We start from the raw sequence: 22,878 nt of genomic DNA on the forward strand, positions 1-22,878 counted from the left end.
ACCCACTCAAGGAAACCGGGCTTCATTCCTACCCCCCGCCAATGCTGTCGTTCGCGGCCGCAGGGCACTGCCGCTGGAGCAAGGCTGTGCGTTGTGCCAGGAAACGGGCTCAAGGGTGTGACCTGCATCACGTGACATCGTGCAAGCGGGATACGGCGCTGCAAGCGCTGACTCGCCGGTCCTGTCTTGGCACCTGCGCTGGAGGCGAAGGCAACTGCCCGGCTACACTACGGGTTATGCCCGCCTATTTCACTGCAGAACTATTCGACTTCCTGAAGCGGCTCAAGCGCAACAACAACCGTGACTGGTTTCTGCGTCACAAGCAGGAATATGAACGCTGCGTTCGCCAGCCGGCGCTGAACTTCATCGCCGATTTTGCCGGACCGCTATTCGAGATCTCGCCCTACCTGGTCTCCGATCCGCGCTCCAGCCGGGGATCGCTGTTCCGCATCTATCGTGACACGCGGTTCTCCCACGACAAGCGCCCTTACAAAACTCATCTGGCAATGCGCTTTTCCCATGCCGGGCGCGACGTCCATTCACCCGGCTTCTACCTGCACTTGGAGCCGGGCGGGTGCTTTGCCGCCGCCGGACTATGGCATCCGGAGCCGCCGGTCCTGTTGCAGGTGCGTACCGCGATCACGGCACGCGCCGAGGAATGGAGAAGAGTTCGCGGCCTGTTGAACTGGGACGACGCGAACAAGCTGAGCCGCCCGCCGCGGGGATTTGCGCCCGACCACGCGTTCGTCGAAGACCTCAAGCTGAAGGACCTGGGGACCTCCGTCGACTTCAGCGACCAGCAAGTGTGTAGCCCCAGGTTCATGCCGGTGTTGGCTGGCGCGTGCCGCACCATGGCGCCGCTGGCGCGGTTCTTGAGCAGCGCTCTGGGACTAAAATTCTGATCATGCAGCGGCCGCCGTCCATCCACGAAGTGCTTGCAGCGCTGGACTGGGTGCGGCGCGAAATGATGCACCGTGGCTCACCCGACTTCATCCGCCAGCGCGAGCTCGAGGCGCGAGTGCGCCGGTTGGCCTCCCGACTGGCGCGCGGTCGTGGTTCTTCGCGCCGGGCGGTTGGTGTGAAGCCGCGCGGCGTCCGGTAGACTCTAATTGCCGGGGCTGTGGATTCCCGGGCGGCATGATCGTCGTTCGTCGTTGACCCTTAGCGGTTCGCGCAACGACTAACGACAAACGACCAACGACATTCAGGAGCGGAGATGAAGCTGGCGAACTATGTCTGCGGGCAGTGGCAGCAAGGCGCGGGCAGCGGCGAGGCGCTGCTGGACCCGGTCACCGGCGAAGAACTGGCGCGGGTTTCGTCCGAAAACATCGATGCCGGCGCGGTGCTCGAATTCGCGCGCCAGCACGGCGGCCCGGCGCTGCGGGCGCTCTCCTACGCGCAACGCGCCGACCTGCTGGCCAAGGTTGCCGAGGTGCTGGCGGCCAATCGCGCGGAATACTTCCGCATCTCTGTGCAGAACTCCGGCGCCACCGAGGCGGACGCCTCCTTCGACGTGGACGGCGCAATCTACACCATGAAGCACTACGCCAAGGCCGGACGCGCGCTGGGGGACGGCACCATGCTCAAAGAAGGCGCCGTGGTCGCGCTCTCGAAAACGGGTGCCTTCGTCGGGCAGCACTTCCTCATGCCGCGCAAAGGCGCCGCCGTTTTCATCAACGCCTTCAACTTTCCCGCCTGGGGGTTCTGCGAGAAGGCCGCGCCGGCGTGGCTTTCCGGCGTGCCCGTCGTGGTGAAGCCGGCCTCGGCCACGGCGTGGCTCACGCAACGCATGGTGGAAGATATCGTCAAGGCCAATGTTCTGCCCGAAGGCGCGCTCTCCATCCTATGCGGAGCGGCGCACGACCTCCCCGAGCACGTGCGCGAGGAAGATGTCATCTGCTTCACCGGCTCGGCGCAGACCGGCATGAAAATCCGCTCGCATCCTAACGTGCTCGCCCGCTCGGTGCGCGTCAACCTCGAGGCTGACAGCATCAACTCCACGATTCTCGGCCCCGACGGTGCGCCCGGTAGCGACGTGTTCGACTTGCTGGTGAAGGAGGTGGTGCGTGAGATGACCCTCAAAACCGGCCAGAAATGCACCGCGATCCGCCGCATACTGGTTCCGCGCGCGCAGTTGAAAGTCGTGGGCGATGCCATCGCCGCCAAGCTCGCCGCGGTGAAGGTCGGCAATCCGCGCAATCCGGAAGTGAAAATGGGTCCGGTGGTCAGCAAGTCGCAGCAGGCCGCGTGCCTGAAGGGAATCGCGCAATTGAAGAACGAATGCACGGTGGTATTTGGCGGCGATGACAATTTCCAACCGATCGACGCCGATGCGCAGCGCGCCGCCTTCGTCCAACCCACGCTGCTCGCCTGCACCGACGGGCTCAGTGCCGGCGCCGTGCACGATGTCGAGGTCTTTGGTCCGGCGGCTACGCTGGTGGCCTACGACTCTACCGGCGACTTGATTGCGATCGCCCGCCGCGGCCTCGGTTCCCTGGTCGGCTCCATCTTTTCTAATGATCCGCAATTCGTCGAGCAAACGGTACTCGGTATCGGCGATCTGCACGGGCGCATTATGGTGGTAGACGGTTCCGTCGGCGCCCAGCACACCGGGCATGGCAACGTCGTGCCCAGTTGTCTGCACGGCGGCCCCGGGCGTGCCGGCGGCGGTGAAGAGGCTGCCGGGTTGCGCGCCCTGCTGCTCTATCACCAGCGCATGGTGGTGCAGGGGCCGTCCGCCCTCGTCGCCAGCCTCGCGGCGCGCTGCACCGATGCCGCGTTGCTCTACACGTAAACCGCCAAGGTGCGTTACAGAACGCCGATTCAGCTCAACGCCAACCCTCCTCGCCGCATCGTAAATAAGGGAGGTGAGTAGCATGCGGAAAGTGTGCCTGATTTTCACTTTCGTTTTCTTTGCCGCCACCTTGTCTGCCCAAACCACCGCGCTGCCGCAGGAGCGCGAGAAGCTCGGCGGCGCCGAACCGACGCAGCGCATTACCCGCGAGGTCCTGCACGAGCTGCTGATGCTGCCTTACTACAGCGTCTGGGATAACCTCGCGTTTCAGGTGAACGGGTACACGGTCAAGCTCTCCGGCCAGGTAACGAATCCATCCACCAAGTCCGACGCGGAGTCCGCGGTGAAGCACATCGAGGGCGTGGACAAGGTGGTCAACGACATCGAGGTGCTGCCGACATCGCCGGCGGACGACCGCATCCGGCGCGCGGAGTACCACGCCATCTACGGCTTCGACGGGCTGAGCAAGTATTCCTGGGGCGCGGTGCCTTCCATCCACATCATCGTGAAGAACGGTCACGTGACGCTGGTCGGGGTGGTGAACAACCCGGCCGACAAGCAGATGGCGGAAATGCAGGCTAAGAGCGTGCCGGGCACGTTCGCGGTTACCAACAACCTGCAAGTGGAGAGCCGGGGCAAGAAGTAGTCTGCATGAAGGGGTGGCGCAGGCCTTCAGGCCGGCGGTTTCTGTGAGGCAAAAAAGCAAGCGGACTTTAGCCCCTGCGGTGCATCCGGCGAAAGTCCCTCAGCGGCTGAAGCCCTGCTCCACCCAGGAGTGCTCAATGGCCGGAGCGGGCCCGTGCCTCTTGCGGCAACAGGCTGGCGTAGATGAACTGGGTGGCAGGGCTGGGCACGCCGCCAGCCATGCCGAAGCGGACTACGCTGCCGATGATGGCCTCCAATTCGGACGGACGCCCGTCCGCGACGTCGCGCTGCATGGAGGCGGTACCTTCCTTGGGCATGGTGTCGATAAACGCCATGGTGCGCGTGACGATGTCGTCGGCGAGGCGCACGCCACGCCGGCGCGCGACCGCCGCCACTTCCTCCATTACTTGCTGCAGTAGCGCGCGCGTAGGCGGCGACTGACGCACTTCGCCTACGTTAGCGCGTGACACAGCGCCGACCCCGCTTACCGCGGTGATGAACAGCAGTTTTTCCCACAATGCCGACTGGATGTCCGGCACCGCCTTCACGTTGACACCGGCGGCGCGAAACGCTTCCAGCAGCGCGCGGGCGTTGCCTGCCAGTTCCGAACCGTCGAGTTCCCCGAGCACGACGATCGGCTCCATGCCGCCGATCTTGATCACCCCCGGGGCGGCGATGGAGGCGATGATGCGGCACAATCCGCCCAACACGTGCTCGCGACCGAGCACCTGCACCAGGTCGTCGACGGCTTCCACGCCATTCTGCAGGGGCACGACACGCGTGTTCGGTTTCACCAGCGGGCGCATCGCTTTGGCCGCAGCGGGCACCTGCCAGGCTTTGACGCCGACGAGGACGATGTCCACCGGTCCAATGTCGGCGGGATTGTCGCTGGCCGCGGCAGGAGTGATGGTGAACTCTTCCTTCGGCGTTTGTATGCGCAGGCCCTTTTCGCGAATGGCCTGCAGATGTGCGCCACGCGCAATCAGCGATACGGGATTGCCTGCGCGCGCGAGCACGGCGCCGAAGTATCCTCCGACTCCGCCGACACCATAGACAGCGACTTTCAATTCGCTCATTGGCTCATCCCGGCGACCGGTTGTGGGAAGGCTAAGTCCGCCATCGTCATCTTTAACGTCACTGTGCTGCGGACCTCATTATCAAACAAAGGGACGATGGCGCGCACGCACATTGTCGAAGGGCGAGCGAGGTTGGCGTTAGTAGTGCAATCAGTTTTCATATACCCCCCTGGGGTGTGTGAGTAGTGGAATCAATTACTTAGCCACGGTATACCGTCGAAAACTCACGGTAACCGTGGGGAAGGAGTGGTCAGTGGCTGGTGGCCAGTGGCGAGTGCATGTGGGAGCGACCGGCGGAGTAAGGCGCGCCATCGAAGAGTCGGCCATAATGGTCCCTATTCTGAGCTTAGCAAACTTGAGGGGTAAACCCGCCACATATGGCGGCGATATTTCTCCAGCATTTTCAACAGCGTGCGGGGAAACTTCGGGTTTTGGGGGGTTGACAAGATAGCAGCCCGGATAGGCTGCGGGCTGATGCTGGGTGCGGAAGAATTCGCATTCCCGCCCTTCGGTATTGGGAAAATTCTCATTCCTGCAAATCGCACAAAGCGGACCGCTTTCCTCGCGCTTCCTTCTGGCGTACATACGATGTATATATGTAGCAGCCAATGCGTTTCGAGACTCCACATCCGATTCCGTATCAGGGCAGCAAGCGGCTGCTGGCGCCCGCAATTCTCTCGTTCGTTCCCCCACAGCGGTTCCGACGATTGGTGGAGCCGTTTGCAGGGTCAGCGGCAATCACACTCGCGGCAGCACAGAAGAATCTTTTCCGCGAATATGTGATCGCAGACATTCTCAAGCCGCTCACTGATATCTGGCGCGCAATCCTGAACGAACCATCAAGGTTGAGCGCAGCATACCGGGAACTGTGGGAATCGCAATTGCGCGGCGACCCGATAGACCGGTTCAATGCCATTCGCAACCAATTCAATTGCGACCACGACCCGGCAAAGTTGCTCTTCCTTCTGGCACGATGCGTCAAGAACGCCGTGCGGTTCAGCACCGCAGGCCAGTTCAATCAGTCAGCGGACAAGCGTCGGCGCGGAACCCACCCGGACACGATGGGCAAAGAGATTGAGGGTGCTCACAGGGTCCTTAGTGGCCGCTGCGAAGTTGTGTGTGGAGACTTCCGCTCTGTTTTGAGCAGCGCAACTGACACCGACCTGATCTACATGGACCCACCGTACCAAGGTACGAGTGAAGGCAGGGACAGGCGCTACATAAACGGCGTGGCGCGGAGTTCAATGGTCAAGCAGCTCGAAGACCTGACCGCACGTCGAATTGAATATCTGCTGAGCTACGACGGCCACTGTGGTGGCAAGACCTACGGCGAAGCGCTTCCAGCACACCTGAATGCGCATCGTGTCCTGTTGGAGGTCGGTCGTTCGAGTCAGGCAACGTTGAATGGGAAGGAGGATGTGACCGTCGAGTCGGTCTACTTGTCGCCGGGACTCGCAGACCAGTCGCACCCGACTCGTCCAGTGCCGCTGAAGCAGTTCGGTGCGCAAGCGGCTTTATTTTCCTGACCTGACAAGTTCCTTGATTGCGGTTGGGAGGTCTCTACCCTCACGCTTGCACTTTTCGCGGATAGTGTCAAAAGCCTTCGCGTCGTCACCTTCCCAGACCAAGTCGATTCTGCGTATCTCCTCAAGCGCAACGTGTGTGTGCATCTGCGGATTTGCCCAGTAACAGCTTTGGCATTTCGCAATACTCTTGAGCTGCGCAAAGTTGGCGCAGTGCTCGCAAATCCATGACTTTCGCCGATTGCACGAGCCGCAAAGGACCATGTAGGAATCAGGCTTGTCTTTCAGCGACTCGCCAGCAACTTGGAATGGAACGCGATGGTCTACCTGGAGATCGTGCTTGGCGGCGCAGAGTTGGCACTTGTGACCAGCAACCGCGATGATTTCCTCCCGGTTCCGCTTCGGCAGCGCGATGCGACCGGCCCTGGAATCGCATACGCTCTGCTTGAGGTCGAAAGAATATGCGGCGATGGACTTGCCAGACGAACTCTTCACCCGCTTCGTAATGATGGGAAAGCCGAGATCGAGCGCATCCATTCGTGCGCGGGGTGGGTGGTCGTACCCGATGTCCTTGAGTTCCTCCGTCGTGATGCTTCCGTTCTTGGCGATGCGATCAAGCACGAGCCGCGCTCGCTTGTTCGTCACGCCTTTAATGCGCTTAAGAAACTCTGATGGAACTTTTCCCACGGTGGCCGCGGCTTTCGGAAATGAGTTCTGCCGGTGACGTGCGCAGAGCGATTGCGAGATCGTTCAAGGTTTCGAGCGTCACATTGCGCTCTCCCCGCTCAATCGCACCGACGTAGGTCCTGTGCAACCCGCACCTCTCGGCCATGACTTCCTGCGACCAGCCCCGCGCACGCCTCAGCGCACGCAGATTATGAGCTAGGATGGCATTCGGATGCGGTTGCGGCATCGGTGCAAGTCTGTTCAAATGATGACTGTATATCTACAGACTAGATGTAGCAGGTATCACGGATGGAACTGGCGGGTGGCGCCCGTCCCCTTCGCTACCAAAATGTGGGAACCCACCCTCCGCGATTCGAAGGGTGGGATCAAGGACGACTAATTCGCTTACTTGCTCATTCCGGCCGCGACCGGTTGCGGGAAGGCGAAGTCTGCCACCATCCTCAACGCCGCGGTGCCGCGGACTTCGTTATCGAACAGCGGCAGGACGGCGCGCACGTTGTCGAAGTCGCGCCAGATTTCCGCCATGTAGTTGTCCTGCATGGCCACGCGGTTGCGCACGAACTCGGGCGAGTCGGAGCGCACCTGGGCCTTGTCGATCAGCATGTTGACGATGACGCCGCCGACGGGAATGCCGAAATCGTGGAACCAGTTGATGAAGCGCTTGATCACCGCGATGGGCAGCGCCTCCGGCAAGGTCACGAAGAAGAACGCGGTGAGCGCTGGGTCGGTAAGCAGGTCGCGGGCGTGCGCGATGCGCTCGCGGAAGCTGAGCAGGTAATCCATCAGCGGGTCGGCTTCCTTCTTTTTGGTGAAAGAGAACAGGTCGCGCAGCGACTGCGCTTCCTCGCGCGACTTCACCATCTTGTTCACCCACAGCGAATACACCTTGCTCATGCCGAGCAGGCGGCGGGCGTTAGCGGTGGGCGCGGTATCGAAGACGTAGGCGTCGTACTCGTTCTTGAACATCAGGTCCACCATGTTCTCGAACATCGCCGACTCCTCGAAGGCCGGATTCATGGTGGCGCTCTCCACGAACATGTCGGCCTGGGTGGAAATCTCGGCGAACTTCAGGAACCAGCGGATCTTGGTCTTGATGTCCTGCTTGGAGCGCTCGATGGTTTCCTTGGTGTCAATCTCGTAGGCCCAGAGGTTGGGAACGTTGTTCACCGGAGTGGCCTTGCCGTAGACGTCCTGGTCGAGCAGGCCGCTGAGCGAGTGCACCGGGTTGGTGGAGGCGAGCATGACGCGCTTGCCCTGCGACGCCAGATGAAGCGCCGTCACGCCGGCCATGACGGTCTTGCCCACGCCGCCCTTGCCGCCGAAGAAGGAGAACTTCAACTGCGGGTGGTCGGTCATGTAATCGGTGAGTGAGTGATTAATCCCCGGCATGGCTCAGTGCCTCCCGTTTCCGTTGCCGTACATGATATCGGCAAGCTTCTCGATCATCTTCAGGCCGGTGACGTCGCGCTCCAGCTCGGGAACGCGGCTGACCACCTGCTTGCCGAAGGTCAGATCAATTTCTTCCAGGTAGTGTCCCTGCATCTTGAGGCGGTTCTGGAGGTAGGGCGGTATGTCCTTGCCCGCCAACTCGGCCGGCAGCACGCGATTGACGACGTAGCCGGCAATAGGCACGTCGAACTTGGCGAACAACTGCGCCGCCTTTTGGGTGTCGAGAATGATCATCTCCTCCGGCACCACGACGAAGAAGAACGCGGTCTTGTCCCGGTCGGTCAAAATTCCCGACGACTGGTTGATGCGGTTCTTGATGTACAGCAACTCGTTCAGAACCAGGTCTTCTTCGGTCGTCTTCTGCCGCTTGATGCGCGCCACCATCACTTCGTGCTGACGCATTTCCTCGCGCAGCTTGGTGATGCGGTTGATCCACTCGTCGTAGACCTTGGCCATGGAGAGGTAGTAGAGGGCGTGGCCGAGCGGAACCAAGTCGTAGATGTAGTAGTCGTAGTCGCCGCCGACGACGATGTCGACCACGGCATCGAAGATGGCCGACTCCTCCATCGCGGGCTCGGCCGAGGCCGCCTGGATGTAGTGCTCAATCTCCTCCGGCACCTCCGCCAGGCCGTACATGTCGAGGATCTTCTTGCGGATTTCGTTCTGGTAATTCTTGATGTGGCTGTCGGCGTCAATCTCCTGGGCGTAGAGGTTGTCCATGATCTTGACCGCGCCCTTGCCAAAGATGTCCTTCTGGAAAATGTCGCTGAGCGAGGCTTGCGGGTCCACGGAGAAGACCAGGACCTTGTGTCCCTGCTGCGCCAGCCAGAAGGCGGTGGCGGCGGAGAAGGTGGTTTTACCCAAGCCTCCCTTGCCGCCGAACATGATGTAACGCCGTTCTTTGTTAGCTTCGAAAGTTTCGCGGAATGACATGAGTGAATCCTTTATGAGTGCGTACGAATTGCGGTTGTCGGTTGTCGGTCAGCGGTTATCGGTAAGCAAAACCCGGTCATTAACCGTAAACCGACGACCGAAGACCGAGAACCTGCCTTTAAAACATGGCGTCGGAAACGTCCTTCTCCCGCAGCATGCGGCGCTTCCAGGTGGCGATGTTGGGCACCACGTAAGGGAGCAGGCGCAGCGAGTAATACGGCGGCAGGATGGGAACGCCGATCAGGTCGCCCATGGTGATCAGGATGAACAGGTGCTCCATGCTGGCGCGGGTACGCATGGCGTAGCGCGACATGTCATGAGCGCTCATCCCGTAGGCGATCTCCTTGATCTTGCTGAACAAGCCCTGTTTTTCGTCTTTCGGTTCGTCTGCCATAAGTCTCCTCAATTGCGAAACTGCGGAATTGCCGAATTGCGGAACTGAAACGCCAAGTTGCAAATTCGTTATTGGGCTTTGAATTCCGCAATTCCGCAGTTGTGCAATTCCGCAATCCTTCAAACTCCGTGCAGGTGAAACTCTTCCTTATCCGACAAATCGCGCTCCCGCATGACGCGACGCTTCCACTTCTCGATGGCCGGGACGACGTAGGGGAGCAGGCGCAGCGAGTACAAGGGCGGCAGCACGGGGACGCCGATCATGTCGCCGAAGGTGATCAGCATGAACGCCGACTCGAGCTCGCCGCGCATCTCCAGCGCCTGGCGCTCGAACTCATAGGCGCAAAAGCCGTGGATGAACTCGCGGATCTTGCGCCATGCGTCACCTGACACTGCCGTTGCCCCCATGTTCATCCGTCGCAGCCTGACCGCGCCGCGCTACAATCCTAGTTCCCTGGCGCTTGGCATGTCGCTCAATCTCGCTCTGTTCATCGTCGTCGTCATCTTCGTGGTCGGCTGGTTCGCTGCCGGCACGCACTACAACGTCCGCAAGGGCGAAGCCGCGCTGACCTGGCTGCAGCAGGGCCTGCCGCTGATCGGCGGCAAGACCACGCTGCGCTGGCTCGGCTCCTCCGTCGTCGAGCTCAAAATCCACCCGGCGAAAGCGCCCTTCCGCGAGGCCGCGGTGCTGGTGGTGCTCGAACCGCGCGACGTCGCGCTGCTCTGGTGGATCGCCCGGCTGCGCGGCCGCCGCGACCTGCTGGTTTTCCGCGCGACACTGCAGCAGCGCCCGCGAATCGAAATCGAGGCCCACGACCCGAAATCGTGGACCCTCGGAACGCCCGGGAAGCCCGAGGGCTGGGAAAGTGTCACCGCTCCCGCGCCGCTCGTTGCCCTAGCTCCCCGGCTCCAGCGCAGCGCTGCCGACGCGCTTGCGGCGGCCACGTTGGAGGGCTGCCGGCTGGTCCGACTCACCGTCCGCGCCACCGCACCTCACCTCGAAGCGCAGTGGCGGCTCGATCAACTCCGCAAGCACGAGCCGCGCGAGGTGTTCGAAGCCATACGCAGCATCAGCTCCCTGCTTTCGTAGTTCGCAGTCGGTAGCCCGGCCCGGACTAGCGACCACTGCCTTTAGTCGTGCGCCGACACCAGCTCGCGCTCGCGGTCGCGAGTCGGAGTGGGCGTGGCGCCTTTCACGTCCAGCTTCCGCCAGGCCTTGAACGCGTCCCAGGCGATCAGGATGGCCGCAATGAACAGCAGGCCGGCCACGATCAGCATCGCAATCGCGCCGAAGCTGTTAATCGGCTGCGCTGCAATCTTGGGATTGGACAGGATGCTGGCGTACAAGTTATATGCGGTGACCAGGATCGCCGCCATGGTGGTGACGTACATGAAGATCATCGGCCAGAAGGCATAGCGCGGACTGCGTCCGATGGACTTCAACCACAGGCTGACGATCAGCAGGCTCAGCGCCGCCATCAACTGGTTGGATGCGCCGAACAACTGCCAGAGGTAAATCCAGGTGCCGCTGAGCACGAGCACGAGCGCCAGACCCATGGAGACGATGGCAGAGATGTGCGCGTTCTTGAACCCAGCCCAGGTATCGCCCAGCCACTCGCCCAAAGTGACGCGCATGACGCGGAAGACCAGTTGCACCATGGTGAGCACGATGACAACGAATACGCCGAAGCCCAGGGCGGTACCGTAGGCCGGGGCAATGGCGCCGAAGGTCACCATCCCGAGCAGTTTGCCTACACCCGCCGCGAAGGCTCCCGCACCTGCGCCGCCGGCGATGGAAACCGCCACCAGCGAGAGGAGTGCGAGCGCGTTCTCGGAGAACATGCCGCCGCCGCCGACCGGAAGCGCGTCGGTTTCATATTCCAACTGCCGCGCCGTGCCGATGGAGCCCACCAGCGCGTGCCAGCCCGAGATGGCGCCGCAGGCGATGGTCACGAACAGCATTGGCCAGATCGGCTGGATGGCGGGCAGCGCCTGCAGGATGTTGCCGGCCGCGTCCTTGGCCTGGCTCATCGGCATCAAGGTGGAGAACACCTTGGTCTGGAAGGTGACCGCCTTGATCATCTCGGGATTGCCGAACAGCGCGCGCACACCGCCGACAATGGCGCCGAGCGCGGATAGTCCGATGGTAATGAACGTCACCCAGAACCCAATATAGTTCGTCGGCTGAGCGAATCGCCAGATGGGCAGCACCGTCCCGAGATAGGAGAACAGGAACACCATCAGGCACCAGAAGACGAACGAGGGCATCATCTTGATGGCGCCGCTCTTGTCCACGTACTTGGGAACAATCTTGCCGTCGGCAGTGATGACGGTGGTCGCCAGCCGCGGGTCGGCCTTGGTCGGGTCCACCACCGTGTACATGGGTTCGCCACCGGTGATCCGGTTCAGCCCGTTGCCAACCTTCTCGACGACGGAATTCACCGGGCCGCCGAACACGATGGTGGCCGCCGGCTTGCCATCGGGCGTGACGCCTTTCGCGCTGCTGATTCCCTTTGCGCCCAGCGCCATGCCGCCCAGAGTGAGCGCCACGGCGATGAAGGTCACCAAGATCAGGTCCATCTTCCACTTATAGAGCATCTGCCCCATCAGCAGGCCCATGATGGCGAGCATCAAGATGCCGAACGGGACGTCGGCGCGCGGATCGAAAATGCCGGCCATGATGCCGACGAATGCGCCCGCGAGCAGCAACAGGTAGAAGAAGATGAAGACGAACAGGATGATGCGGGCGCGCGGCGAGATCAGCCGGTGGGCAATGGCGGACAGCGAATTGCCGTCGTTGCGGACGGCCACCACGATGGCCGAGTAGTCGCTCGCCCAGCCCAGGAACGAGACACCCAGCGTCAGCCACAGCAGGGCCGGCATCCAGCCCCACAGCGTGGCCGCGGCAATCGGGCCGACGATGGGGCCCGCCGCCGCGATGGACTTGAAGTGATACCCATACAGCACGTTGCGGCTGGTGGGCATAAAGTCCACCCCGTCCATGTACATGCGCGCCGGCGTCGCCTTCTTGTCATCGGGACGGATGACTTCGGCATCAATGCGCCGGGCGTAGCGGGTGTAGGCGAGCCAGATCATCACCGCGCCCAGAACCGCCACTACGGGCGCGGACATGGGCGTCTTGGTTACCGCGAATCCGCCTGCCACCAGAACGGGAATCAGGACTAGTGCGAGGATCGTGAGCCGGATCTTCATCGGAACCTCCGTGTCACAAAAAGCACTGCGCGCGACACGCGAAAGCCCGCATTCCCGGAAATGGGAAGAGGATAGGCGGGGTGCTAGCCGGCGCTCCGTGCTGACGCTATGTCATTGATTTCAGGAAAACGGTGATGCAACGCACAGCCCTGTGTGAGCTTGGCGTCCCGACCCTTGCCGCCTACTCGTAGCGGAGAGCTTCGATGGGGTCGAGCTTGGAGGCCTTGCGCGCGGGATAGAAGCCGAAGAACACGCCCACGGCGACGGCGAACAGGGCAGCGATGACGATCGCCTGCGGCGGGATTTCCATCGGCCAGCGCAGCGCGCGTCCCACCAGGTAGGAGCCGACGACCCCGAACGCGACACCGATCAGGCCCCCGAACAGACTGAGCATCACGGCCTCGCCGAGAAACTGCATGGCGACGTCGCTGTCGGTGGCGCCGATCGACATGCGCACGCCGATTTCGCGGGTGCGCTCGGTCACCGAAACCAGCATCACGTTCATGATGCCGATGCCGCCCACCAGCAGCGAGACCGAGGCAATCGAGATCAGCAGCAACGAGAAGGTGCGGCGGGCTTCCAGTTGCGTGTTGATGAATTCGTCGGGGCGGCGGATGTTGAAGTCGTCGTCTTGGCCGGGGCGAATGTGGTGGCGCTCGCGCAGCAGCGCGGAAATCTGCTGGATGGCGGGATTGATGGCCTCCGCGGAAACCGCCGAGCAGACGATATCGTCGAGCCAACTGTTGCCCTTGAGTTTTTTCTGCGCGGTGGTGTAGGGCATGACGATGGTGTCGTCCTGGTCCTGGCCAAAGGCGGTTTGTCCCCGGGGCGCCAGCACGCCCATCACCTGGCAGGGCAGGTTTTTCACGCGGATGACTTTGCCGATGGGGTCCTCGACATCAAACAGTTGCTGGCGCACGGTTTCGCCGATGACGCAAACATCGCTGGCGCGGTCCACGTCGGCCTGCGTGAAGGGTGCGCCCATCGATAGCGACCAGCGCTTGATGGTGAACCATTCCGGCGCCACCCCGCGATAGCCGGTGTTCCAGTTCTTGTTTGCGTAAATGATTTGAATGCGGGAATCCACGTTGGCCGAGGCCAGCTTGACCAGCGGCACCTGCTTGACGATGGCCTCGACGTCGCTCTGCAGCAGCGTCTTGGTGCCGTGGCTGCCGCTGCGGATGCCGTTGGGGGCGCGCGATCCCGCCTCGATCCAGATAAAGTTGTCGCCGAGATTGTTGAGCTGTTCCTGGACCTGCGCCGAGCCGGCCTGCCCGATGGCGACCACGCAGATCACCGCGCCAATGCCGATGGTGATGCCCAGCACGGTCAGCGTGCTGCGCATCTTGTTGCGGAACAGCGCGCGCAGGGCTTCGCGGATGATGGCGCGGGGAGACATTGACAACATGATTCTACGCCCAGCTTGGGTACAACCGAAGGTTATGAAGATCGACTTCCGCGAGCACGCTAGTCTAGGGCTCGTAGCGGCTGCAGGATTCGGTCAGAAGTTGAAAATGGCGACGCACAAACGTGAGTCCCTTAACAGGTATGGCGTTGCGGTCATTTGAATAAAGGCAGTCACCGCGGTCAGGAAACGCTGGCATCGGTCAAACTGGCAGAAAAGCGCGCGTCGGCCTAAATACTCTTCGTGCCAGCACCAAAGTACCCTTCCAAACTCTTTGTTCCGAGGACTAGAGTCAACTCGGCTCGGGACGCCCTACCAAGATGCCAGTGAGACGAATCTTACGGAGGCTTTCTGCCTTGCGCAGGTCGCAGGCTAACCGCATCAAGGCTGTCATCTTTCCGCGTCGTCAGCATCCACGGGCATACCTGACCACCGAGGTCAGAGTGGAAGGACACGACCTCGCCTTCACCGCCCGCAGCGTGCAATTGGGAACAAGCGGCATGTCTCTGGAGCACGCAGGCCAGCTTGCGATGGCATACCCGGTACTGCTGACGTTCGCCTTGCCGTCAGGCTTTCCGGTTAGGGTCGGCGCGGTGGTTTGGTGGAAGACGAAAGAACTGGTCGGCTTGCGCTTTGACCCCCGAGACGACAACCGCCAGATCCAAGAATGGGTACAGAGAGCGGCAGTCGCTAAGAGTGCCGCCGCCAGGAGTGAAGAGGCGGCGACGGCCGGTGCCGTAGACGCTTCACAAATCGGTGACTCAAGCTACGCGTAACCAGAACCGCTTGTTTAGCAGTTGCGGGGCCAGAACCTCGTTTCCGTGCGGTGTTCTAAATTAGGAAACCACCCAGATTTTGAAATTGACATCGGGCCGTGTCGGGAATACCGTAAAATCGTCCCCCATATAACTGTTACCTCACGGTGGCGCCATCGGGACGGTACTCCCTATGTTTAGGTCCTCTTGTCGGCTCATCTTTGCGCTGGCAATCCTCGTTCTTCCTCTAGGGTCGCAGCAAACACTTCATTCGGCGCCACAATGGCCTTCAGACCAAGAGTTCTTGAGGGTGAATCGGGCGATCCAAGCAGCGTGCCAGCGGTACACAAACGTGGACGAGACGCTCGTTTGGGCGCTGATGTGGGAAGAGAGCAAGTATGATCCGCTGGCATTGGGCAGCAAGGGCGAGGTTGGGCTGGGACAACTGATGTCGCGCACGGCAGAAGCACTTGGGGTGCGCGACAGAACGGATGTGAATGAGAGCGTCACTGCCTCAGTGAAACACCTTTCGTATTTGTTGACGAAATATAAGAACAACACCCGACTCGCGCTTGGGGCATACAATGCCGGCGAGCCGGCAGTAAATCGCTGCAAGTGTGTTCCAGCGGCTTCGCGTCCTTACGTCAGCCGTATTGATCAGAACCGATTTTTTGCACGGCGCATTGTCGAGTATGTCCAACAGGCAATACTGCCGGTTGCTACGCACGTCGCGCAGGCCAAGCAACTGGAAGAGCGCGTAGCTACGCTCCAGACGAATATTCATCTGGATGCCTCGGCTCGAACCGAGTTAGGCAAGGCACGTGAGACGCTTCAGCGGACGCAGGCCGAGGCGGATGCTCTTCGCGCCGAGCGTGACCGCTTGCAGTCCGAACTTCGACGGGAGAACAGCGTCGGAGCACAGGCACTTGTCATGACTGATACCTTGCGCCAGAGGCTTGAGTTGGTCGAGAAGCAGATCAACACGGGTACCGTGTCGCAGCAGAACGGAACTGAGGCATTTGTCGAATTGGCCGATATCAAGCAGGAGGTTGCCGATCTAAAAGCAGCAATCGAAGCGCGCAATGTGCAGGACAGTGAAACTCAACGCCGTATCGCGGAATTGGCAGCAGCAGTTGAGCGAGCCTCCGACAAGCCGTTGCCGATCGCGAAAGCCGCCAAGAAAAGTTCCACCGAACCGCCGACGGTTGCGCTTGTTACGGCTTCATCGCAGCCGGGAACTTACTTGGCAGACAGCGCCTTGAGTGGCGTGCTGCAGGACGCTCTCTTGAAACACGGGCTGGGTGTAAACGTTGAATTGGAGACGCCAGAGTTCTTGACGCGTAACCTCAATGCGCTCATTGCAGGCCACGGCGAGGCCCTGAAGAAATCCAGGGCAAAGCACGGGCCAAATTGGAACTACGTGGTAGTGGTTCGCTTGGTCGGAAAGCCGAATGGCGACGGAATGGAAGGTACGACTGCGTACAGAGTAATCGCTGACTCACGACTTTATTCGGTAAAAGGCGACATATTGGGCATGCAAACGTTTTCGGAAACAGGCGCAGGTTTTTCGGAAGCGCAGGCCAGAGATGCTGCGACGGCGAGGGTGGGTCGAGTAATTGCTGAGTACGTCAGTTCTGCTCTTCCTCGTTGAATCAGGAGGCGTTATGAGGCGCAGGGGAATGCGCGTTTTGACGATGTTCGCTCTAGTTCTATTTCTTTTTAGCGTCGCGACTCCGGTGATGGTTTCTCAGGACGTGAAGACGTTATCCTCAACTTTGGCGAAGAGCATAACTGCATCTGGTCGAAGGAATGTCGCGGTCGTGGATTTCACCGACTTGCAGGGCAACGTGACGGAACTTGGCCGGTTCTTGGCGGAGGAATTCTCTGTTGACCTGTTGGGCGAGGCGAAGGGTTTCGAGGTGATTGATCGCACTCACCTTAAAGCGATCTTGCAGGAACATCGGCTCGCGACGACCGGTCTGATTGACCCGCAAACAGCCCGAAAGCTGGGGCAGATCGCCGGTGTTGACGCCCTCGTGACCGGTACAATAGTGCCGCTAGGCGACAGCGTCAGGCTTTCTGCAAAGGTCCTCGATACGAACACGGCGAAGATGCTCGGCGCAGCGACCGCGGAAATTCCAAAGACCAAAACAGTGGAAGAGCTCTTGCAACGCGGTATCGGTTCAACAGCTCGTGTTGATGGAGCGCCTTCGCAACCACCGCCAACAGTTCGCTCGCCGGAATTCCGGACGGAGTCTTACAGGATCGTTGCGGAATCGATGCGAAAGGTGGACGACAAGGCAACCCTATTGCTTAACGTCGATGCGGTCCGCTCAGAGGTTACTCACCTCGAACTAAGAGAGTGTTCGTTGTTAGATGAAAGCGGTGAACGCTGGGAAGCGGCAATTTTTATTCAAAATTTCTATTGTGGCGACAGTGCCCAAATAAGTCAGGCAGGATGGGGTTGTGCTGGTGTGGACTTACTGCCCAATTCGAAGGTGAGGAGCCAATTCTGGTTCAAAGCTAGGGGTAGCACTGCCGGAACCCTGTTCTCTTTGAACTGCATCGAGGGATCGCCAAGGAATGGCCGTACTGTCCACATGGAAAATATTCCGCTGAAAGGACGATAGGTACACGGTTGTGGTTTGCGTGAACAAGCATGCATTGCTGACCGCAAGAACCGCTGCTCTTGAGCAGGAGAGTTTACGGCGTGAGAGTCTACCTTGAGCGGTTCATAATCCCGATCCTCGCAAGCCTGCTCGCGGCGGTGCTCACGGGCCAGTTTGCCGTCTCCGCGACATACCGCACACAAATCATGTTGGGCGTTGCGGGAGTTGCATTGATTGCCGCTTTGGTCGCGCAACGGACAGCGCTCGCTCAGGTCGATCGGGATTCTGATGCGAAATCGAGGTTTTTCTCCGTTGTTCTTATACTCGCTGCATGCGCTACTGCTGGTAGTTACCTTCTCGTCCGCTCGCATCCCACGTTGTTAACGAGTGCGCATTCTCAGAGTACCGGCACCGCCGCTGATCAGAAGCAGGTAGGTCAGCAACAGCAGCCCTCAAGCGAGCTTGGATCAGCCCGAACGGCCGTACCACAAACGTCTAACCCGCCGATTCGGGATGGTGTTTCTACTGAACCGAATGGCAGCGGCCGTCATGACCTCAGGCAATGGGCCGTGTTGATTGCGGCCGAGGAAGATACCGGCTTTCCGGAACTGAAGAGTACCGTGTCTGACGCCCTTGCAAGTAAGGGGCATAACATCACAGAAATCCGTCATAATCCCGAAGCGTTTGGAAACGCGGTCGAGCTGAGACGAGCACTGGCTCGTCAATGCGATGGTCTTGTGGCTGCGAAGCGCGTATCCGCCATATCAGAAAGTACTGATCTGGACAAACTGCTAACCGCCCGCGTAACCCTCGATGTCAGGATTCTTAGCATAAGCGAAGCCACAACGGATGTTCGCTTCCGGTTGGAAGAAAATGGCGCAGGGTTCACGGCAGCAGACGCCAACTCCAGGGCGAATGAGCGGATCGCAAAGCAGCTTCGGGAACGATTGAGTGTGATTCCATAGGGGCCTCGAATCATCACATTCGGCGAGCATTTGCCCACCGGACCTCTGAGAGTTGCTGACCACTAACCGGCCCCTGCTTTTCAATCGTGGTGTCCCAGCAGCGCGGCTTCATCCAGTGGCGTGGCGGCGCGCGCCTTGCGGCGTTCTTGCCACACCTGAACGCGACGTTGCAAGCGGTCCAGATAGACGTAATAAACAGGAGTGATGTAGAGGGTCACGAGCTGCGAGAAGAGCAGTCCGCCGACCACCGCCAGGCCCAGTCCGCGCCGCGACTCCGCTCCCGCGCCAAAGCCGATGGCGATGGGCAGCGTGCCCATCAGCGCCGCCATGGTGGTCATCATGATCGGACGGAAGCGCACCAGCGCGCCCTGGTAGATCGAGTCCTCCGGCGACTTGCCTTCGGTGCGTTCCGCTTCCAGCGCGAAGTCGATCATCATGATGGCGTTCTTCTTCACGATGCCGATCAGCATGATGATGCCCACGAAGGAATATAGGTTCAATTCCTGGTGGAAGATGAGCAACGTCAGCAGCGCGCCCACGCCGGCGGAGGGCAGGCCGGAAAGAATGGTGAGCGGGTGGACAAAGCTTTCGTACAAAATTCCCAGGATGATGTAGATCACGAGCACCGCCGCCACCAGCAGCAGGCCCATGCCGGTGAACGACTGTTGGAAGGCCTGCGCCGTGCCCTGGAAGGTGCCGACGATGTCAGGCGGCAGAATCTTCTGCGCCTGCTGCTGCACCACGCGCGTCGCGTCGCCCAGCGCCACGCCCGGCTTCAAGTTAAAGCTGATGGTCACCGCCGGCAGCTGGCCCAGGTGGTTGACGGTGAGCGGACCGACGGAGGGCACGAGCTTCGAAACCGTGTCCAGCGGAATCAGCTTGCCCGCGTTCGAGCGAATGTAGAGCGACGACAGCTCGCTGGGATTGTTCTGGTACCGCGGCTCCAGCTCCGTGATCACGTAGTATTCGTTGTTGGGCGTGTAAATGGTGCTGACCTGGCGCGTGCCGTAAGCGGAGTAGAGCGCGTCGGTAACCTGGCCCGGAGTCACGCCCAGGGCGTAAGCCTTGTCGCGGTCCACCTGGATGGTCAACTGCGGGTTCTTGACCTGCAGATCGCTGGTCACGTCCTGCAACTGCGGCAGATTGCGCAGCGCCGCTTCCAGCTTGGGCGCGCTGGAATACAGTTCGGCCAGATCGGGCGTCTGCAGGGCGTACTGATACTGCGACTTGGTGAGATTGCCGCCAATGCGGATGGTGGGCGGAATCTGCAGGAACGCGTTGATGCCGGGCACCTGCGCCAGTTGGGGACGCAACTCCTGGATAATCTCGGTCGCGCTCATGTGGTGGACGCGGTATTTCTTGTCCTTGAGGCGAAAGAACATGCGCCCCTGGTTGAGCGAGCCGCCGAAGGAGGGATTTCCTCCCATCGAAGAAATCAGGTTCAGCACGTTGGGATCGCGCCGCACTATATTGGCCGCCTTCTGCTGCAACTCGAACATGTCGTGGAACGATATTCCTTGCCGCGCCTCGGTGAAGGCGAACACCAGCCCCTGGTCTTCGTCCGGCAGAAACCCGGTCTTGACCTGAAGGTAGAGCACGGCGGTGAGTGCGATCACCACCAACGACACCATCAGGGTGGCGAACTTGTGCCGCAGCACCTTCTTCAGCGACCAGTCATAGCCGCGCAGCCAGGCGTCGAAGACGCGCTCGCTGGCCTGGTAGAAGCGGCCGTGCTCGCTCGGCGCCTGGTGCTTCAGGAAGCGGCTGCACAGCATCGGGGTCAGGGTCAGGGACACGAAGCCCGACACCAGGATGGCGACACCGATGGTGACCGCAAATTCGTGCAACAGGCGGCCGATGATTCCGCCCATGAACAGCAGGGGAATGAACACCGCCGCCAGAGAAATCGTCATCGAGAGGATGGTGAAGCCGATCTCGCGCGAACCTTCCAGCGCTGCCTGCATCGGGCCCTTGCCCATTTCCATGTGGCGGACGATGTTCTCCAGCATGACGATGGCATCGTCCACCACGAACCCCACCGAGAGGGTTAACGCCATCAGCGACAGGTTGTCCACGCTGTAGCCGAGCAGGTACATCACCGAGAAGGTGCCGATAATCGCCATCGGCAGCGCGAACGAGGGAATCACGGTGGCCGAAATATTGCGCAGGAAGAGAAAGATCACCATCACCACCAGCGCGATGGTGAGCAGGAGGGTGAACTTCACGTCGTTGACCGAGGCGCGAATCGACTCCGAGCGGTCGTACAGGGTATCGATTTTCACCGAGGCGGGAATCTGCGCTTCCAGGCGAGGAAGCAGCTTCTTGACGCCGTTGACGACTTCGACGGTGTTGGTGCCGGGCTGGCGCTGGATAGCGAGCACGACGGCGCGGTCGCCGTTGTACCAGCTCGCGCTCTTGTCGTCCTGCACGCTGTCGATGACTCTGCCCAGTTCGTTCAGGCGCACCGGCGAGCCGTTGCGGTAAGCCACGATCATGGGGCCGAACTGCGCCGCGTTCTGCAACTGGCCGTTCGACAGCAGCGTGAAGGTGTTGGTCTTCCCGTACAGCGTGCCGGTGGGAGTGTTGGTGTTGCCGGCGGCCAGGGCGGCGGTCACCTCGTTAATGCCGATCTGACGGCTGGCCAGCGCGCGGGGATCGAGTTGCGCCCGCACCGCATACTTCTGCGAGCCGAACACCGACACCTGCGCCACCCCGTTCACCATCGAGATATTCTGCGCCATGGTGGTTTCGGCGGCCTCATCCACGTCGGACAGCTTGAGCGTCGGCGAGCTGACGGCGAGATACAGGATCGGCTGGTCGGCGGGATTAACTTTTTGGAACGACGGCGGCGTCGGCATCTCCGGCGGCAGTTGGCTGGCCGCCTTGGATATCGCCGATTGCACGTCCAGCGCGGCTCCGTCCAGGCTGCGGCTGAGGTTGAACTGGATGGTGATGTTCGAGCTCCCCAGCGCGTTGGTCGAGGTCATCGAATCGATGCCGGCGATGGTGGAAAACTGTTTTTCCAGCGGCGTCGCCACCGAGGACGCCATCGTCTCCGGGCTGGCGCCGGGCAACTGCGCGATCACCTGGATGGTGGGGAAGTCCACGTTGGGCAGGTCGCTGACCGGCAGCAGCGTGTAGGCAAAAATGCCGAAGATCAAGATCGCCGCCATGACCAGCGTGGTCATGATCGGCCGCTTGATGAAGAGCTCGGAAATACTCACTGGCTGCCTCCGGCCGCAGGGGCCGACGCGCTGGTGGGAACCGTACTCTGCACATTGACCTTGCCATTCGGTGCGATGCGCAGCTGTCCATCCACCACCACGCGCTCGCGCGGCGCCAGCCCGCTGGCAATCAGCGTCAGATCGTGAAACGTGCCGCTGGTTTGCACCGGCTGCGGCTTTGCCGTGTTGTCCTGTGTCACGATGTAGACGTAGGTGCCCTGTTGGCCGGTCTGCACCGCCTTGGTCGGCACGACAATCGCGTTCTTGCGGACCGAGAGGTCCAACACGACATCCACGTACTCGCCGGGCCACAGCCGCTTGTCCTTGTTCTGGAAGGTGCCCTTCAGCTTCACCGTGCCCGTGGTTGGATCCACGCCGTTGTCAATGAACGTAAGCGTGCCCTCGCCGGGGTCGGTCGTCTGCCCCTTGGGATACGCCAGCACCTTGAGATGCCCGCTGCGGGAATATTCGCGCACCTGCTGAAGCTGTGTTTCAGGAATCGAAAACGTCGCGTAAATGGGCGCGATCTGGTTGAGCTGCACCAGATAGGGCGTGTCGTTCGCCTTGATCAGGTTGCCGACGTTGATCAGCAGCGCCCCGGCGCGCGCCTCAATCGGCGCCTTGATATCGGTGTAGCGCAGTTGCACCTTGGCGGCGTCCACCGCGGCCTTGTCGGCGTTGACCGCCGACGCGTTGGCCTGCGCCTGCGTGCGCATCTGCTCCGCCTGCTCGCGCGAAATCACGCCCTGCTTTTCCAGCGCGGTGTAGCGGGCGGCCTGCGCCTGCGCGTTGACCGCATTCGCCTGATCGCGCTGCAAGTTGCCTTCGGCCTGCTCTAGCGCGGCCTGGAATGGCGCCTTATCGAGTTGGAACAGCAACTGTCCCTTGCGGACGTCGTCGCCTTCCTTGAAGTAAACGCGCTCCAGTTGTCCGTTGACCTGCGAGCGGATTTGCACCGTCTGGTACGCTTCGACGTTGCCGATCGCCGTGATCTGCACCGGAATGTCGCGCTGCTCCACGCTCGCGACCACCACCGGAGCCGCAGGCCGCTGCGCGCTCTGCCCACCGGGGCCAGCCGCCTGCGCGGTGTTCTTGCTGCAACCGAGAAGAACCAGGATGACTGCGAGCGCTGCCGGCAAGGCGCAAGAGCGCAACTTCACAAAACGCGGCTTCATGATGTCGTTACGGATCATTGCGAATGTGCGAT

The 22,878-nt window shown here is 60.9% G+C and carries 20 protein-coding genes; 9 read left to right on the plus strand and 11 right to left on the minus strand.

Going from position 1 to position 22,878, the window contains the following annotated elements:
• The first annotated feature begins 236 nt into the window (after positions 1-236).
• The 3 genes from LAN64_07775 to LAN64_07785 all read left to right on the plus strand — a co-directional run bounded on the left by LAN64_07775 (position 237) and on the right by LAN64_07785 (position 3,440).
• A complete protein-coding gene (locus LAN64_07775) occupies positions 237-902 on the plus strand; it encodes a DUF2461 domain-containing protein (protein ID MBZ5567735.1) in 666 nt (221 codons plus the stop codon).
• Positions 903-1,216: 314 nt separating this feature from the next.
• Positions 1,217-2,794 (plus strand): 3,4-dehydroadipyl-CoA semialdehyde dehydrogenase, encoded by a 1,578-nt coding sequence (locus LAN64_07780; protein MBZ5567736.1) that lies wholly within the window; start codon positions 1,217-1,219, stop codon positions 2,792-2,794.
• Positions 2,795-2,876: 82 nt separating this feature from the next.
• Positions 2,877-3,440 carry a BON domain-containing protein gene (locus LAN64_07785; GenBank protein MBZ5567737.1) on the plus strand — a complete coding sequence of 188 codons (564 nt, stop codon included), beginning with the start codon at positions 2,877-2,879 and terminating at the stop codon, positions 3,438-3,440.
• A gap of 133 nt (positions 3,441-3,573) precedes the next feature.
• Here LAN64_07785 and LAN64_07790 read toward each other — a convergent pair whose 3' ends face one another.
• Positions 3,574-4,515 carry a 2-dehydropantoate 2-reductase gene (locus LAN64_07790; protein MBZ5567738.1) on the minus strand — a complete coding sequence of 314 codons (942 nt, stop codon included), beginning with the start codon at positions 4,513-4,515 and terminating at the stop codon, positions 3,574-3,576.
• Between the two features lie 608 nt (positions 4,516-5,123).
• Between LAN64_07790 and LAN64_07795 the strand changes: the two genes are divergently transcribed.
• A complete protein-coding gene (locus LAN64_07795) occupies positions 5,124-6,041 on the plus strand; it encodes a DNA adenine methylase (GenBank protein MBZ5567739.1) in 918 nt (305 codons plus the stop codon).
• On the opposite strand, the gene LAN64_07800 is transcribed toward LAN64_07795, so the two are convergent.
• From LAN64_07800 to LAN64_07825, 6 genes are all read right to left on the minus strand, one after another.
• Positions 6,030-6,725: an HNH endonuclease gene (locus LAN64_07800; GenBank protein ID MBZ5567740.1), complete on the minus strand. Its 696-nt coding sequence runs from the start codon at positions 6,723-6,725 to the stop codon at positions 6,030-6,032. The two genes, LAN64_07795 and LAN64_07800, sit on opposite strands and share 12 nt — an antisense overlap.
• Positions 6,697-6,951, minus strand: a complete 255-nt coding sequence (locus LAN64_07805) for a helix-turn-helix transcriptional regulator (protein MBZ5567741.1) — start codon at positions 6,949-6,951, stop codon at positions 6,697-6,699. Before LAN64_07805 ends, LAN64_07800 begins: the two co-directional genes overlap by 29 nt.
• A gap of 158 nt (positions 6,952-7,109) precedes the next feature.
• Positions 7,110-8,114 (minus strand): ArsA family ATPase, encoded by a 1,005-nt coding sequence (locus LAN64_07810; protein MBZ5567742.1) that lies wholly within the window; start codon positions 8,112-8,114, stop codon positions 7,110-7,112.
• A gap of 3 nt (positions 8,115-8,117) precedes the next feature.
• Entirely contained in the window at positions 8,118-9,107 is a 990-nt protein-coding gene (locus tag LAN64_07815) for an arsenical pump-driving ATPase GET3 (protein ID MBZ5567743.1), read from the minus strand.
• 118 nt (positions 9,108-9,225) lie between these two features.
• Positions 9,226-9,501, minus strand: coding sequence for a hypothetical protein (locus LAN64_07820; GenBank protein MBZ5567744.1), 276 nt, complete (start codon positions 9,499-9,501; stop codon positions 9,226-9,228).
• A gap of 119 nt (positions 9,502-9,620) precedes the next feature.
• On the minus strand, positions 9,621-9,908 hold the full coding sequence (locus LAN64_07825; protein MBZ5567745.1) for a hypothetical protein: 288 nt from the start codon (positions 9,906-9,908) through the stop codon (positions 9,621-9,623).
• Between LAN64_07825 and LAN64_07830 the strand changes: the two genes are divergently transcribed.
• On the plus strand, positions 9,907-10,590 hold the full coding sequence (locus LAN64_07830; protein ID MBZ5567746.1) for a hypothetical protein: 684 nt from the start codon (positions 9,907-9,909) through the stop codon (positions 10,588-10,590). The genes LAN64_07825 and LAN64_07830 overlap by 2 nt on opposite strands.
• A gap of 41 nt (positions 10,591-10,631) precedes the next feature.
• Here LAN64_07830 and LAN64_07835 read toward each other — a convergent pair whose 3' ends face one another.
• Together LAN64_07835 and LAN64_07840 are read right to left on the minus strand one after the other, a co-directional pair.
• The gene (locus tag LAN64_07835) at positions 10,632-12,713 is read right to left on the minus strand and encodes a carbon starvation protein A (GenBank protein ID MBZ5567747.1); all 2,082 of its coding nucleotides are present in this window, start codon (positions 12,711-12,713) and stop codon (positions 10,632-10,634) included.
• A gap of 181 nt (positions 12,714-12,894) precedes the next feature.
• Positions 12,895-14,118, minus strand: coding sequence for an ABC transporter permease (locus LAN64_07840; protein ID MBZ5567748.1), 1,224 nt, complete (start codon positions 14,116-14,118; stop codon positions 12,895-12,897).
• A 356-nt stretch (positions 14,119-14,474) separates the two neighbouring features.
• Here LAN64_07840 and LAN64_07845 point away from each other — a divergent pair, with 356 nt between their 5' ends.
• The 4 genes from LAN64_07845 to LAN64_07860 all read left to right on the plus strand — a co-directional run bounded on the left by LAN64_07845 (position 14,475) and on the right by LAN64_07860 (position 18,447).
• Complete coding sequence (locus LAN64_07845; GenBank protein MBZ5567749.1) at positions 14,475-14,894, plus strand: PilZ domain-containing protein; 420 nt, start codon at positions 14,475-14,477, stop codon at positions 14,892-14,894.
• A gap of 331 nt (positions 14,895-15,225) precedes the next feature.
• Entirely contained in the window at positions 15,226-16,524 is a 1,299-nt protein-coding gene (locus LAN64_07850) for a transglycosylase SLT domain-containing protein (GenBank protein MBZ5567750.1), read from the plus strand.
• Between the two features lie 28 nt (positions 16,525-16,552).
• A complete protein-coding gene (locus tag LAN64_07855) occupies positions 16,553-17,503 on the plus strand; it encodes a hypothetical protein (GenBank protein MBZ5567751.1) in 951 nt (316 codons plus the stop codon).
• An 80-nt stretch (positions 17,504-17,583) separates the two neighbouring features.
• On the plus strand, positions 17,584-18,447 hold the full coding sequence (locus LAN64_07860; GenBank protein ID MBZ5567752.1) for a hypothetical protein: 864 nt from the start codon (positions 17,584-17,586) through the stop codon (positions 18,445-18,447).
• An 80-nt stretch (positions 18,448-18,527) separates the two neighbouring features.
• Here the strand turns inward: LAN64_07860 and LAN64_07865 are convergent, their stop codons facing one another.
• Positions 18,528-21,671: an efflux RND transporter permease subunit gene (locus tag LAN64_07865; protein MBZ5567753.1), complete on the minus strand. Its 3,144-nt coding sequence runs from the start codon at positions 21,669-21,671 to the stop codon at positions 18,528-18,530.
• Positions 21,668-22,864, minus strand: a complete 1,197-nt coding sequence (locus tag LAN64_07870; GenBank protein MBZ5567754.1) for an efflux RND transporter periplasmic adaptor subunit — start codon at positions 22,862-22,864, stop codon at positions 21,668-21,670. The genes LAN64_07865 and LAN64_07870 overlap by 4 nt, the downstream gene beginning before the upstream one ends.
• Between the last annotated feature and the right edge of the window lie 14 nt (positions 22,865-22,878).

It is taken from the genome of Terriglobia bacterium (assembly GCA_020073185.1).
Classification (GTDB): Bacteria; Acidobacteriota; Terriglobia; order Terriglobales; family Acidobacteriaceae; genus JAIQGF01.